The organism is Microbacterium sp. M1A1_1b (assembly GCF_053345565.1).
The window spans coordinates 80,547-94,706 of sequence record NZ_JBKFAJ010000001.1; the positions used below are offsets into that span (position 1 = coordinate 80,547).

Below are 14,160 nucleotides of genomic sequence, written 5' to 3' on the forward strand. Positions count from 1 at the left end.
ATCTTCTGTGGTGAGTGCGGTCGAGCCGTGAACACCGCTGCCAGCCGACGGGCCGTCGCTCCCGAGCAGGCCGACCGTGCGACCCCGCCGCCACTCCAGCAGCCCGACCAGCACGGACGACGTCAGGACCCCGCGGCCGAAGCCTGGTTGCCGGAGTCCACGCTCGACCCGGCGACGCGCGCCTGGCTCACCGGTGAGGACCGCCGCCGCTCCGAGCCCGTCGCACCCGTGCCGGTGCAGACCCCGGACACGTTCGCGCCCCGGTCGGCCCCCACGCACGTGCACGGTGCCGGCAGCGGGCTCGGTGAGTGGACCGGCGCCGGCGAACCACCCAGGACGGACCGGTCGGGTGCGCAGCAAGGGCACGAGCCGACCCTCGATCCCGACGCGTTCCCCGCGGAGCCCCCGCAGCCCGAGGACGACCCCGAGGTCACCCGTCTGGCACCACGGACCGGGGCCCCGGCACCCGACGTCGTCGCCCCGCCGGCCGTCGCCGCCGAGCCGTCGGCGCCGTTCTGGGCCGCACCGCAGGACCCGACGCCGGCGCCGAGCGCTCCGTCGTGGTGGATCGGCCGTCCCGGCGATGACGCCCCGACGACGACCGATGCGCACGCCGGTGACGGCGACGGTGCTGGTCCGGTCGAGGGTGCATCGGCACCGCCCGCAGGACCGTCGATCCCGGCGTCGCCCGGGAACGGAGCTCCGCCGGCACCGGACGCGGGTCCGCAGGACGCCAGCGCACCCGTCGATGACGTCCCGGTCGATGCCGACCCCGTCGCGGAAACACCGCGCGCCGGCGACACCGCGGTGGTCGAACCACTCGTCGAGCGCCGTGCGCCGCGCCCCACGCCCCTGGTCCAGCCCGCGACCCACCCCACGACGTGTCACGTCTGCGGCCACCACCTCGAGCCCGACGACATCTTCTGCAACGAGTGCGGCGCGGTCCGGCCAGCGGTGACCGCGGCGTTCACCGGACCGGTCGTCCCGCTGCCGATCGCGCGGCCGGACTGGGCAGCGACGGCCACATCGACCGCCGACGATGCGGTGCTCGACGAGCCGAACTCTCACGAAACGGTCCAGCCCGACGACGAGGTGCCCGAGTCCGGTGGGACCAGCCGTCCTGACGTCGACGAGCTGCGCGTGCCTCCGATGCCGACGTCACCCGCGCCCTCGCCCGCCGACCCGCTCGACGACGAGCCCGCGGCCTCGGCTCCGACGGCGGCGCCGCTGCCGCCAGTGCCGGGCATGCCCGGTCCGGCCCTCCCGACGCGCTCCGCTGACGCGTACCCGTCGAGTTCCGACGCGGACGAGGCTGCACAGCTCGACGAAGACGATGACCAAGGCGAAGACGCAGACGTGGACGAAGTCGCGGACGTGGACGAGGACGTCGACCAGACCCGGATCGTCACGAAGACCCCGGCCCGGGCCCCCTTCATGCTGCACTTCAGCACCGGCGAGCGGATCGGTGTGCACGGCACCGGGCTGCTCGGCCGACTGCCGCGCGCCGAGCCCGGCGAACGGTTCGACGACCTGCTGACGATCCACGACCCCGGCAAGTCGGTGTCCAAGACCCACCTGGAGATCGGTCGGGACGGGAACGACCTGTGGGTGTCCGACCGGTTCTCCGGGAACGGCTCGGTCATCCGCCACATCGACGGCTCGATCCGTCGGTGCGAACCCGGACGCCGCTACCGCGTCGAACGCGGCGCGCGGGTGGACATCGGCGAGCAGTTCTTCCTCGTGCAGTAGGTCTTCCTCCACAGGCCGTCCGGCGTCCGCGGTCATCCACCGTGGACGCCGGTGTCCTGCCCCGGGATGTGACGCTGCGCTGAGATCGTCCCGTGTCGACCCTGATCCTCCGCGTGGCCCTCGTCGTGGTCGCGGTCCTGCTCGCATTCGCGCCGAGCATCGTCGCGACCACGACCGGCGTGACCCGCACCACGGGCGCTGCGCACGGCGGGGTGATCGCCTGCGCCGTCGTCCTCGGGCTCGTCGCCCTGGTCGTGCGGACCGACGACCAGGACCGGTCGCCACCGGTGGTCGACACCGTCGACCCGGTGCCGTGGGTCGACCCCGTCGACCCGGTGCCGTGGGTCGACCCCGTCGACGATCCGGACACGCCCAGCGAGCCCTGGGACCCATCGGACCGTGCCAGGGCCAGCGTGTCCAGCACGCCGTGGTCGGTCCCGGTCGGGCTCGAGCACGACGGCACGCCGGTCACCCTCGACAGCACGGCGGGCATCGTGGTGATCGGACACGGGGCCCTGGCCGTGGCGGTCTTCTCCGCGGTGGTGATCGCCCTGGCGCGGTGCGCCTCGGCCGCAGACGACGTCCGGACGGCCCTGGCGGACGACCTGCCCTCGCCGGACGACGGCCGAGTCCTGCCGGGCCCCGTCCGTCGTGCGGCGACCGGACTCGGCCCGGGCACGGCTGTGGCGGTGCTGCTCGACGACCGGGGGGTGCGGATCGGTTCCGTGGTCCTGGTGCCTGATCTGGGCTCCGTCCCGCGGCAGGCCGGCCCCACGCTCGACGTCACGCGGTACGGGTGTTCGGCACGGCCAGACCCCCGGTCAGCACGAGGACAGCGCATCGCGCCCGCGCTGCCCGCCCTCGAACGACCGGACGGCACGTGACGCCTGCAGCGCCGGCGGCCCCCAACGGGCCCACAGCGCCGGCGACCGCCAACGGGCCCACACCGCCGGCCGAACCGTGGCGCCGCTTAGCGCAGCCCGGCCCCGATCCGTACGGCGCCGACGGGTACGCCCCCACCCAGCACCTTCTCGCCCGTGGCGTCCATGACGTCCGCCACCCCCTCGGCTGCGACGACGCCGTTCCGCTCCAGCAGCGTCAGCGCAGCGAGCGTGCCAGCTCGCAGGGCCCCGTCCAGCACCTTCACCACGACGGCCGCTCCGCCCGGCATCCCCATCATCATGACGCCCTCGGCGCCGAGCTTGGCCACCAGACCGAGCCGCTCGATCGTGACGGTGTTCGCGCGTCCGACGCCGTCGATCGCCCACGGGTGCGCGAGCACGGCGTCCGTCAGCGCGGCGGTGTCAGCGTCACGACGCTGCACGACGGTGGCGATGCCGCGCGCCATGGCGCCGAAGGTCAAGGGGAACACCGGCGCCCCGCACCCGTCGATGCCGACCACGTCGACGGTCTCGCCGGTCAGGTCCTCGACCGTGGCACGCACGGCCTGCTGCATCGGGTGGTCGATCTCCAGGTACGTCGACTCGTCCCAGCCGTTCACCCGGCACGCGGCGAGCATGCCCGCGTGCTTGCCCGAGCAGTTCATGGTCAGGCGCCGTGGCCCGGTCATCCCCCGCGCTGTCGCGCGGTCGTACGGCATGTCCGGCGGGCACCCCAGGTCGTCCTCGACGTGGTCGTACGCGTGCAGCATGTGCTCGACCACTGCCTGGTGCGAGGGTGTGCCCGCATGGCTCGCCGTCGTCAGGACCAGCTCCTCGGCCTGGAACACCGCGCCGCTGCGACGGATTGCCAGGGCCTGGAACGGTTTCATGGTCGAGCGCGGGTAGATGCTCGCGCTGACGTCCCCGACCGAGTCGATGACCGCGCCCGAGGCGTCCACGACGATCCCTGCGCCGATGTGCCGGCTCTCGTCGAACCCCGAGCGCTCCAGCACCGCCAGCTCGACGGACCCCTCGGCGGTGAGAGGATGGCGGTCGGTGCGGACATCGGTGTTCTCCGTCATGCAGTGATCGTACCGAGCGGCCCGAGCCGCTCAGGCACGGACGACGGACACGACCACCGCCACGACAGGAGCCGACATGCACGACCACACCTACCAGGTATCGGTGCGCTGGACCGGAGACCGGGGCACCGGCACGACCGGGTACCGTGAGTACGGACGCGACCACGTGGTGTCCGCGTCGGGCAAGCACGACCTGCTCGGCTCGGCCGACCCGACCTTCCGGGGCGACCGCGACCGTTGGAACCCCGAGGAACTCCTGACGGCAGCGCTGGCGCAGTGCCACATGCTCAGCTACCTGCACGTCGCGGTCACCGAGGGCTTCACCGTGCTGGCGTACGAGGACCGTGCCACGGCCGCGCTCAACCTCAACCGCGACGGCTCCGGCGAGATCACCGGCGCGACGCTGCACCCCGTCGTCACGATCGCCGAGCCGGACCGGGTCGCCGACGCCGAAGCCGCGCACGCCACCGCGAACGGCCTGTGCTTCATCGCTCGCTCCGTGGCGTTCCCGGTCCACCACGAGGCGCTCGTCCGAGTGCGGGAGACGGACTCCGACGCGGCACTCGGAGCGGACTCTTCGACACGTGCGGCAGACTGACTCCCCGTGAAGCGTCTCCGCCTGCTCCCGATCGCCCTCGTTCCCGTCGTCGTCCTGGGTCTCGCCGCCTGTTCGGGGTCCGGCTCGGGTGGCGCCTCGTCGTCCCCGTCCGCCTCGGCAAGCGCCTCGACCGCAGCGATCACCAGCTGCCCGAAGCCCGGCAAGGCGTCCGCCGCGATCGACGTCTCCGGCGACTTCGGCGGCACGACCGCGCCCACGGTCACCTTCGACAAGGGCCTGAAGGCGTCACCGCCGCAGGCCACGACCGTGACCAAGGGCACCGGCGCCGACCTGAAGGAGGGCGACTACGTCCAGGTCGCCTACAGCGTCTACCAGGCGTCCGACGTCAAGAAGCTCGGCACGGTCGGCTTCGACCAGGGCAACGCCCAGGTGCTGTCGGTCGGTGGCAGTGGCTTCGGCGCCCTGCTGTCCTGCGCGCACGTCGGGGACCGCATCGCTGCGATCGGTGCCTCGGCAGCGCTCGGCTTCAACACCGGCGGCAACATCGTCGTCGTGGCCGACGTCATCGCGCAGACCCCGACGAAGTCCACCGGCACCCCGCAGACCCAGGACCCGAAGCTCCCCACGGTGAAGGACAAGGCGGACGGCGAGCCGGAGATCACGATCCCCGACGTCGACGCGCCGACGAAGACCACGCCCGAGGTCATCAAGCAGGGCGATGGCGCCACCATCGCCGAGGGTGACACGGCGCTCGTGCAGTACAAGGGCGTCGTCTACAAGACCGGCAAGGAGTTCGACTCCTCGTGGTCGAAGGGCGCCCCGACGACCTTCACCATCGCCGAGGGGTCGCTCATCAAGGGCTTCGTCACCGGACTGGTCGGGCAGAAGATCGGCTCGCAGGTGATGATCGTCGTCACACCCGAGGACGGGTACGGTTCGACGCCGCCCGAGGGCTCGAACATCCCGAAGGACGCCACCCTCGTCTTCGTGGTCGACATCCTCGCGAAGGGCTGAGCATGACGCTCGAGCGCCGGCGCGTCGTCCTCCTCGGCAGCACCGGGTCGATCGGCACGCAGGCGCTCGACGTCATCCGCCGCAACCCCGACCGTTTCCAGGTGGTCGGGCTGGCCGCGGGGACGAACGCCGCGATGCTCCACGACCAGGCCGCGGCCTTCGGCGTGCACGCCACGGCACTCGGTGCGGCGGACGCCGAGCGGCTGGTCCGCGACGTCGAGGCGGACGTCGTCCTGAACGGCATCACCGGTTCGGTGGGGCTCGGTCCGACGCTCGCGACGCTCGAGACGGGCGCGACCCTCGCACTGGCGAACAAGGAGAGCCTGATCGTCGGCGGTCCGCTCGTGCAGGCCGCGGCATCGCCCGGCCAGATCGTCCCCGTCGACAGCGAGCACTCCGCGATCGCGCAGGCACTCCGCTCCGGCACCCAGGCCGAGGTCCGCCGGCTGGTCCTCACCGCCAGCGGCGGCCCGTTCCGAGGCCGTTCCCGCGACCAGCTCCGTGACGTCACCCCGGCGCAGGCCCTGGCACACCCCACGTGGGACATGGGCCTCGTCGTGACGACCAACTCGGCGACGCTCGTCAACAAGGGCCTCGAGGTCATCGAGGCGCACCTGCTGTTCGGCGTTCCCTACGACCGGATCGACGTGACCGTGCACGCCCAGTCGATCGTGCACTCCATGGTCGAGTTCACCGACGGCTCGACGATCGCCCAGGCGTCGCCGCCGGACATGCGGCTGCCGATCGCCCTCGGCCTGGCCTGGCCCGACCGGGTCCCGGACGTCGGCGTCCCGCTGGACTGGACCACCGCCAGCACGTGGACGTTCGAGCCACTCGACGCCGATGCGTTCGGCGCGGTCGCGCTGGCCAAGCGGGTGGGCGAACTCGGCGGCACGTTCCCGGCGGTCTTCAACGCCGCCAACGAGCAGGCCGTCGCCGCGTTCCACGCCGGAGCGATCGGCTTCCTCGACATCGTCGACACGGTCGAGCGCGTCGTCGAGTCGCACACGCCGGGGGAGTCCTCGCTGCAGGGCGTCCTGGCGGCCGAGCGGTGGGCACGCGACGCGGCGGACCGCGCACTGGCCCGCTGACGCTGGTCCGGCAACGGACAGGAGGCCCGGCGGACCCCGCAGCGCACGCTCGGCTCGTTCATCGGCAACGTCCCGTACGCTGCTGCGGTGACCGTCGGATCCGTGCTCCTCTTCGTCCTCGGCGTGGTCGTCTTCATCGTCGGCCTGCTGGTCTCGATCGGGCTCCACGAGCTCGGTCACCTCGCCTTCGCGAAGCTGTTCCGCGTCAAGGTGACGCAGTACTCGCTCGGCTTCGGCAAGACCATCTGGTCGTTCCGACGGGGTGAGACCGAGTACGGCATCCGACCGATCCTGCTCGGTGGCTACATCTCGATGGTCGGCATGCTCAAGCCGCGGGCGTCCGGTCGCGCGATCACGAACACGGGCATGTACAGCGCGTTCGTCCAGGACGCCCGCCAGGCCAGCGCCGAGCAGATCGCCGAATCCGGTGGTGACGACTCGCGGGCGTTCTACCGGCTGACGCCGTGGAAGCGCATCATCGTGATGGTCGCCGGCCCGGCCATGAACCTGGTGATCGGCGTCGTCCTGTTCGGCGTGCTGCTGGTCGGCTTCGGCGCCCCCACCACGACCTTCACGTCGAGCGTCGACTGTGTCCTGCCGACGACCCAGTCGACCCGGTGCTCGTCGGGCGACGCGGTCTCACCGGCGAAGGAAGCCGGCATCCGTTCCGGTGACGTCGTCGTCGCGGTGGACGGTACCCAGGACCCGACCATCACGCAGGTCTCGGACGTCTTCCAGAAGTCCGCGGGCAAGCAGGTCACGGTCGTCGTCGAGCGTGACGGTGAGCGGAAGACCCTGCAGGTCACGCCGGCGCTCGCGACGCGCGACGTGTACGACGCCTCGGGCAAGATCGTCGAGCAGGCCGACGGCACCGCGAAGACGCAGCAGGTCGGCGTGGTCGGGGTGTCCATCGGCCAGACCCTGGTGCGGCAGTCGCCCGCCGCGGTGCTGCCGGCGACCGGTGCACAGATCGGGGCGTCCGCGCACCTGATCATCGACCTGCCGCAGCGCCTGGTCGCCGTGTGGAACGCGGCCTTCGGGTCCCAGGCCCGTTCGGCGGACAGCCCCGTGTCGGTGGTCGGCGTCGGCCGGGCGATCGGCACGGTGTCCTCGATGAGCGGCGTCCCGGTGGTCGACAAGGTCTACACGATCCTCGGGCTGCTGGCCTCGTTGAACATCGGCCTGTTCGTGCTGAACATGGTGCCGCTGCTGCCGCTCGACGGTGGCCACATCGCGGGCGCCCTGTGGGAGTCGGTGAAGCGCCGGTCGTTCAAGCTCGTCGGCAAGGCCGACCCGGGCCCCATCGACCTGGCGAAGACCATGCCGCTCACGATGGTCGTCGTCGTGCTGCTCGCCGGCATGAGCGCCCTGCTCATCTACGCCGACATCGTGCGGCCGGTCAACCTGTTCGGGTAGCACTACGCTCGGCGCATGAGCACAGCGCCCGACGTCCGGACCGTGGAACTGCAGGGCACCGACGTCATCGCCGAGTCCGAACGCAAGGGCCGCCCGAGCGGACTGTTCTGGCCGTGGTTCGCCGCCAACATCTCGGTGCTCGGCCTGAGCTACGGCTCGTTCGTGCTCGGCTTCGGCATCTCCCTGGCGCAGGCGACGATCGTGACGGTCGTCGGTGTGGTGTTCTCGTTCCTGCTGTGCGGGATCGTCGCCATCGCCGGCAAGCGCGGATCGGCACCGACCATGGTCCTCAGCCGCGCCGCGTTCGGGGTCCGCGGCAACCGGCTGCCCTCGTTCCTCAGCTGGGTCCTCACCGTCGGATGGGAGACCGCGCTGGCCTCGTTGGCCGTGCTCGCCACGTCGACGGTGTTCCGCGAGCTCGGCTGGGACGACGGTGTGGTGACGAAGCTCGTGGCCCTGGTGGTCGTCGCCGCGCTGGTCATCGGCGCGGGCATCGCCGGGTTCGACGTGATCATGCGGTTGCAGACCTGGATCACGGTCGTCACCGCCGTGCTGACCGTCGTCTACATCGTCCTGGCTGCTCCGTCCATCGACCTCGGCGCCCTCGCAGCGCTGCCGGCTGGCAGCGCCCAGCAGGTCATCGGGGCCCTCGTCCTGGTGATGACGGGGTTCGGCCTCGGCTGGGTCAACGCCGCCGCGGACTACTCGCGGTACCTGCCGCGCACGGCCTCGACGCGCGGCGTGGTCGGCTGGACGACGTTCGGCGGCGCCCTGGCACCGGCGATCCTCGTCGTCATCGGGGTCCTGCTCGCCGGGTCCTCGAAGCAGCTGAACACCGCGATCGGCGCCGACCCGATCGGTGCGCTGACCACCCTGCTGCCGGTCTGGTTCCTCGTCCCGTTCGCGATCGTGGCGATCCTGGGGCTGGTCGGCGGCGCGGTCCTCGACATCTACTCGTCGGGCCTGGCGCTGCTGAGCGTGGGCGTCCGGATCCCGCGGCCCGTCGCCGCCGGGGTGGACGGTGTGTTCATGATCGCCGGCGCGATCTACGTCGTGTTCTTCGCATCGGACTTCATCTCGCCGTTCCAGGCGTTCCTGGTCACCCTCGGCGTGCCGGTCGCCGCGTGGTGCGGTGTCTTCGTCGCCGACGTCCTGCTGCGCCGGACGGCGTACGCCGAGGACGAGCTGTTCGACCGACGCGGGCGGTACGGCGACGTCCGCTGGAGTGCGATCGGCCTGGTCCTGCTCGGGACCGCCTTGGGCTGGGGACTCGTCACGAACACGTACGGGGTGCCCTCGTGGCTCAACTGGCAGGGCTACCTGCTCGAGCCGTTCGGCCTGGGCGGGCGGACCGGCGCGTGGGCGTACGCCAACCTCGGCGTGCTGGTCGCACTGGTGGTCGGGTTCCTCGGCACCCTCGCCACGCGGGGCTCGATCCGACGCCAGGAGCACAGCGCGTGAGCGCGGACCACGGGATGCCGCCCACCACCACCGGCGCGCCGCTCGACGCCACCGACGCGCCCCTCGACACCACCGGCGCCTGGCTCGTCGTCATCGACATGCAGCACGTGTTCACCGGCGACAGCCCCTGGTCGACGCCCGGGTACGACCGGGCTGCCGCCGCGATCGAGCGCCTGCTGTCCCGGTTCCCCGACCGCGTCGTCCGGACCCGCTTCGTCGCCCCCGAGCACCCGACCGGCGCCTGGGTCGACTACTACCGCGAGTGGCCGTTCGCCCTGGTGCCCGCCGACGACCCGGTGTACGACCTGACCGAGCCGCTGGCGGCACTGGACGGCCCCGTCGTCACCGCGACGTCCTTCGGCAAGTGGGGGAGCAGCCTCCAGGCCGTGGTGGGGGAGCACCCGCACCTGGTGCTCGCCGGCGTCTCCACCGACTGCTGCGTGCTGTCGACGGCCCTGGCCGCGGCCGATGCCGGCGTGCGCGTGACCGTCGTCGCGGACGCCTGCGCCGGGGCCAGCGACGCCGACCACGCCCGTGCGCTCGACGCGATGCGCCTGTACGCGCCGCTGGTCACCGTCGTCGACACGCTGTGAGCCCGCCGACCGGTGCGTCGCGCTGTCGGACCGAGCGCGTAGAGTCGACCACGTGCCCGCTGTGAATCTCGGTATGCCCAAGGCCCCGGAAACCCTCGCCCCGCGCCGCAAGTCCCGGCAGATCCGGGTCGGCAAGGTGCTGGTCGGCGGCGACGCCCCCGTCTCCGTGCAGTCGATGACCACCACCCAGACGACCAACATCAACGCGACGCTGCAGCAGATCGCCGAGCTGACCGCCTCGGGGTGCGACATCGTCCGCGTGGCCGTCCCGACGCAGGACGACGCCGACGCACTGCCGATCATCGCGAAGAAGTCGCAGATCCCGGTGATCGCCGACATCCACTTCCAGCCCAAGTACGTCTTCCAGGCGATCGACGCCGGCTGTGCCGCGGTGCGCGTGAACCCGGGCAACATCCGCAAGTTCGACGACCAGGTCGGCGCCATCGCCGCGGCGGCCAAGGCGGCGGGCGTCAGCCTGCGCATCGGCGTCAACGCCGGGTCGCTCGAGCCGAGCCTGCTGCAGAAGTACGGCAAGGCCACGCCCGAAGCGCTCGTCGAGTCCGCCGTGTGGGAAGCCTCGCTGTTCGAAGAGCACGACTTCCACGACTTCAAGATCTCGGTCAAGCACAACGACCCGGTGATCATGGTCAAGGCCTACCGCCAGCTCGCCGAGCGCGGCGACTGGCCGCTGCACCTGGGCGTGACCGAGGCCGGCCCCGAGTTCCAGGGCACGATCAAGAGCGCCACGGCGTTCGGCATCCTGCTGGGCGAGGGCATCGGCGACACCATCCGTGTGTCGCTCTCGGCGCCGCCCGCGCAAGAGGTCAAGGTCGGCCTGCAGATCCTGCAGTCGCTCAACCTGCGCGAGCGCAAGCTCGAGATCGTCTCCTGCCCCAGCTGCGGCCGCGCGCAGGTCGACGTCTACCAGCTCGCCAACGACGTCACCTCGGGGCTCGAGGGCATGACCGTCCCGCTCCGCGTCGCCGTCATGGGCTGCGTCGTCAACGGCCCCGGTGAAGCGCGCGAAGCCGACCTGGGTGTCGCGTCCGGCAACGGCAAGGGCCAGATCTTCGTCAAGGGGCAGGTCATCAAGACCGTCCCCGAAGCCGAGATCGTGCAGACCCTGATCGACGAGGCCAACCGTCTCGCCGACGAGATGGGCCCGGCGGCCGGCACCGGCAAGCCGCTCGTCGTCACCTCGTAGCGGCCGCCGGTCCGGCCGGCACCACTGAACGGACCGGAGGCCCGTGGCGAGTCCGCCACGGGCCTCCGGTCCGTCGCGGCCCCGCCACCACCGCCGCTAGGCTTGCGTCCGTGGTCACACGGCTCTCACATCTGTTCCTCCGCACGCTCCGCGACGACCCCTCCGACGCCGAGGTGACGAGCGCGAAGCTGCTCGTCCGCGCCGGGTACGTCCGCCGCCAGGCCCCGGGCATCTTCGCCTGGCTGCCGCTCGGTCTGCGCGTCCGCGCCCGCATCGAGGGGATCATCCGCGACGAGATGCAGGCGGCCGGGGCACAAGAGGTCCTGCTGCCCGCGCTCCTGCCGCGCGAGCCGTACGAGGCGACGAACCGCTGGACCGAGTACGGCGACGGCATGTTCCGCCTGCAGGACCGCAAGGGCGCCGACTACCTGCTGGCCCCCACGCACGAAGAGATGTTCGCGCTGCTGGTCAAGGACCTGTACTCGTCGTACAAGGACCTGCCCGTCACGCTGTTCCAGATCCAGGACAAGTACCGCGACGAAGCCCGCCCGCGTGCCGGTCTGCTGCGCGGCCGCGAGTTCACGATGAAGGACGCCTACTCGTTCGACGTCACCGACGAGGGGCTCGACGCCAGCTACCGGACGATGCGCGACGCCTACGTCCGCATCTTCGACCGGCTCGGCCTCGAACACGTCATCGTCAAGGCCGACGCCGGCGCGATGGGCGGCTCGAAGTCCGAGGAGTTCCTGCACCCGATCGCCGTCGGCGAGGACACCTTCGTCCGCAGCGCCGGCGGGTACGCCGCCAACGTCGAGGCCTACGTGACGCCGGTGCCCGACGCCCTGCCCATCGACGGACAGCCCGACGCCGTGCTGCTGCCGCCCGCCGACACCCCCACGATCGACACGCTCGTCGCGCACGCCAACCAGGTGACCCCCCGCGAGGGCGCACCGTGGACCGCCGCGGACACGCTCAAGAACGTCGTGCTCGCGCTCACCCACCTGGACGGCACGCGCGAGGTCGTCGTGGTCGGTCTGCCCGGCGACCGCGACGTCGACCTCAAGCGCGCCGAGGTGGCCTTCGCCCCGGCCGAGGTCGAAGCCGCCGGCGACGACGACTTCCGCAAGCACAAGGGCCTGGTGAAGGGCTACATCGGTCCGCAGGTGCTCGGTGCCGACAGCGCGACCGGGCTGCGCTACCTCGTCGACCCCCGCGTGGTCGAGGGCACGAGCTGGCTGACGGGTGCGAACGAGCGCGGCGTGCACGTGGCCGGCCTGGTGATGGGCCGCGACTTCACCGCCGACGGCGTCGCCGAGGTCTCCGACGTCCGCGCCGGCGACCCGGCACCCGACGGCTCCGGTCCGCTCGAGACCGCCCGCGGCATGGAGATCGGGCACGTCTTCCAGCTCGGCCGCAAGTACGCCGAGGCGCTCGGGCTCAAGGTGCAGGACGAGAACGGCAAGCTCGCCACCGTCACGATGGGCTCGTACGGCATCGGGGTCACCCGCATCCTGGCGATCCTGGCCGAGGCGCACAACGACGACAAGGGCCTGGCCTGGCCCAAGCACGTCGCCCCGTTCGACGTGCACGTGGTCGCGACGGGCAAGGACGCCACGGCGTACGACCTGGCGGCCAGCATCATCGAGCAGCTCGAGGCCGACCAGTACCAGGTGCTGTACGACGACCGTCCGAAGGTCTCGCCGGGCGTGAAGCTCCGCGACGCCGAGCTGCTGGGCATGCCGATCGTCGTCGTCGCGGGTCGTGGCGCTGCCGACGGCATCGTCGAGCTGTGGAACCGCGCGAGCGGCGAGCGCACCGAGGTACCGGTCGCCGAGCTGCTGCCGGCGGTCCGCGCGATCTAGCGGCTCGCGTCGTCGACGCGACCACCCGTCGGACGGGAGGCCCGGTGCCAGCTGGCACCGTGCCTCCCGTCCGCGCAGGGCGGAGCGCCGCAGTGCGGTACTCTGGACGCCGACTTCTGCGCGGTTCCAGTGCGCCGGAGCGACTCATCTGAATACGGAGGCCCCTCGGTGAAGATCGATCTCGCAGTCCTGCGACTCATGGAGCGTGAACGGGAGATCCCGTTCGAAGAACTCGTCCAGATCATCGAGTCGGCCATCCTCACGGCCTACCACAAGCACACCGACGAGAACGGCGAGCCGGCCGACGCGCAGTCCCGCGTCGAGCTCGACCGGAAGACCGGTGAGGTCAGCGTCTTCGTGCCCGAGCGCGACGAGGACGGCACCGTCGTCGGCGAGGCCGTCGACCAGCCGAGCGACTTCGGCCGCATCGCGGCGTTCGCGGCCAAGCAGGTCATCAACCAGCGGCTGCGCGACATCGGCGACGACAAGATCCTCGGACAGTTCCGCGGGAAAGAAGGCGACATCGTCGCGGGCGTGGTCCAGCAGGGCCCGAACCCGCGGATGGTGCACGTCGACCTGGGCACCGTCGAGGCGATCCTGCCCCCGGAAGAGCAGGTGCCGGGGGAGTCCTACACGCACGGCTCGCGCATCCGCGTGTACGTGACCAGCGTCGGCCGGGGCATGAAGGGGCCGCAGATCACCGTGTCCCGCACCCACCCGGGCCTGGTCCGCAAGCTCTTCGCGCTCGAGGTCCCGGAGATCGCCTCGGGTGTGGTCGAGATCACGTCCCTCGCCCGCGAAGCCGGGCACCGCACCAAGCTCGCGGTCAAGGCGAACGAGCCCGGCGTGAACGCCAAGGGTGCCTGCATCGGCGAGCTCGGTGCGCGCGTGCGTGCCGTCACGACCGAACTCGGCGCCGAGAAGATCGACATCGTCGACTGGTCGCCCGACCTGGCGACGTTCGTGGCCAGTGCGCTGTCGCCGGCCAAGGTGACCAGCGCCTTCGTGCTCGACGCGTCGACCAAGGCGGTCCGTGCCCTGGTGCCGGACTACCAGCTGTCGCTCGCGATCGGCAAGGAAGGGCAGAACGCCCGCCTGGCCGCCAAGCTCACCGGAGCCCGGATCGACATCCAACCGGACTCGATCCTGGACGACGACGAGTCTTGATCGACATCCAGTCAGGTCGTCAGGGCTCGATCCTGGACGACGACGAGTCCTAGACAACCGATCGGGCGGGGCGTCGCGTGC

The 14,160-nt window shown here is 71.5% G+C and carries 12 protein-coding genes; 11 read left to right on the forward strand and 1 reads right to left on the reverse strand.

The annotated features are described in order from the left end of the window. The first annotated feature begins 27 nt into the window (after positions 1-27). Together ACLBWP_RS00360 and ACLBWP_RS00365 are read left to right on the forward strand one after the other, a co-directional pair. The gene (locus ACLBWP_RS00360) at positions 28-1,749 is read left to right on the forward strand and encodes a hypothetical protein (protein WP_447653603.1); all 1,722 of its coding nucleotides are present in this window, start codon (positions 28-30) and stop codon (positions 1,747-1,749) included. Between the two features lie 92 nt (positions 1,750-1,841). After that, a complete protein-coding gene (locus tag ACLBWP_RS00365; RefSeq protein WP_447653604.1) occupies positions 1,842-2,633 on the forward strand; it encodes a hypothetical protein in 792 nt (263 codons plus the stop codon). An 86-nt stretch (positions 2,634-2,719) separates the two neighbouring features. Here the strand turns inward: ACLBWP_RS00365 and ACLBWP_RS00370 are convergent, their stop codons facing one another. Further along, complete coding sequence (locus ACLBWP_RS00370; protein WP_447653605.1) at positions 2,720-3,712, reverse strand: asparaginase; 993 nt, start codon at positions 3,710-3,712, stop codon at positions 2,720-2,722. A 76-nt stretch (positions 3,713-3,788) separates the two neighbouring features. Here ACLBWP_RS00370 and ACLBWP_RS00375 point away from each other — a divergent pair, with 76 nt between their 5' ends. From ACLBWP_RS00375 to nusA, 9 genes are all read left to right on the forward strand, one after another. Beyond that, positions 3,789-4,310 carry an OsmC family protein gene (locus ACLBWP_RS00375; RefSeq protein WP_243561987.1) on the forward strand — a complete coding sequence of 174 codons (522 nt, stop codon included), beginning with the start codon at positions 3,789-3,791 and terminating at the stop codon, positions 4,308-4,310. A gap of 6 nt (positions 4,311-4,316) precedes the next feature. Then, complete coding sequence (locus tag ACLBWP_RS00380; protein WP_447653606.1) at positions 4,317-5,285, forward strand: FKBP-type peptidyl-prolyl cis-trans isomerase; 969 nt, start codon at positions 4,317-4,319, stop codon at positions 5,283-5,285. A gap of 2 nt (positions 5,286-5,287) precedes the next feature. Then, positions 5,288-6,376: a 1-deoxy-D-xylulose-5-phosphate reductoisomerase gene (gene dxr / locus ACLBWP_RS00385; protein ID WP_447653607.1), complete on the forward strand. Its 1,089-nt coding sequence runs from the start codon at positions 5,288-5,290 to the stop codon at positions 6,374-6,376. Positions 6,377-6,463: 87 nt separating this feature from the next. After that, positions 6,464-7,792 carry a M50 family metallopeptidase gene (locus tag ACLBWP_RS00390; RefSeq protein WP_447653608.1) on the forward strand — a complete coding sequence of 443 codons (1,329 nt, stop codon included), beginning with the start codon at positions 6,464-6,466 and terminating at the stop codon, positions 7,790-7,792. A 15-nt stretch (positions 7,793-7,807) separates the two neighbouring features. Beyond that, positions 7,808-9,253: a purine-cytosine permease family protein gene (locus ACLBWP_RS00395; RefSeq protein WP_447653609.1), complete on the forward strand. Its 1,446-nt coding sequence runs from the start codon at positions 7,808-7,810 to the stop codon at positions 9,251-9,253. Continuing rightward, on the forward strand, positions 9,250-9,846 hold the full coding sequence (locus ACLBWP_RS00400) for a cysteine hydrolase family protein (protein ID WP_447653610.1): 597 nt from the start codon (positions 9,250-9,252) through the stop codon (positions 9,844-9,846). Before ACLBWP_RS00395 ends, ACLBWP_RS00400 begins: the two co-directional genes overlap by 4 nt. A 73-nt stretch (positions 9,847-9,919) precedes the next feature. Further along, positions 9,920-11,050: a flavodoxin-dependent (E)-4-hydroxy-3-methylbut-2-enyl-diphosphate synthase gene (gene ispG, locus ACLBWP_RS00405; protein WP_243562129.1), complete on the forward strand. Its 1,131-nt coding sequence runs from the start codon at positions 9,920-9,922 to the stop codon at positions 11,048-11,050. A gap of 110 nt (positions 11,051-11,160) precedes the next feature. Continuing rightward, the gene (locus tag ACLBWP_RS00410; protein WP_447653611.1) at positions 11,161-12,912 is read left to right on the forward strand and encodes a proline--tRNA ligase; all 1,752 of its coding nucleotides are present in this window, start codon (positions 11,161-11,163) and stop codon (positions 12,910-12,912) included. Positions 12,913-13,080: 168 nt separating this feature from the next. Beyond that, positions 13,081-14,079, forward strand: a complete 999-nt coding sequence (gene nusA / locus ACLBWP_RS00415) for a transcription termination factor NusA (RefSeq protein WP_447653612.1) — start codon at positions 13,081-13,083, stop codon at positions 14,077-14,079. The last annotated feature ends 81 nt before the right edge of the window (positions 14,080-14,160 follow it).

What these genes read in the sequence shown, in the direction of transcription:
- ACLBWP_RS00370 (WP_447653605.1), bottom strand. Translation starts at nt 3,712, where the DNA reads ATGACGGAGAACACCGATGTCCGCACCGACCGCCATCCTCTCACCGCC.
- ACLBWP_RS00375 (WP_243561987.1), top strand. Translation starts at nt 3,789, where the DNA reads ATGCACGACCACACCTACCAGGTATCGGTGCGCTGGACCGGAGACCGG.
- dxr (WP_447653607.1), top strand. Translation starts at nt 5,288, where the DNA reads ATGACGCTCGAGCGCCGGCGCGTCGTCCTCCTCGGCAGCACCGGGTCG.
- ACLBWP_RS00395 (WP_447653609.1), top strand. Translation starts at nt 7,808, where the DNA reads ATGAGCACAGCGCCCGACGTCCGGACCGTGGAACTGCAGGGCACCGAC.
- ispG (WP_243562129.1), top strand. Translation starts at nt 9,920, where the DNA reads ATGCCCAAGGCCCCGGAAACCCTCGCCCCGCGCCGCAAGTCCCGGCAG.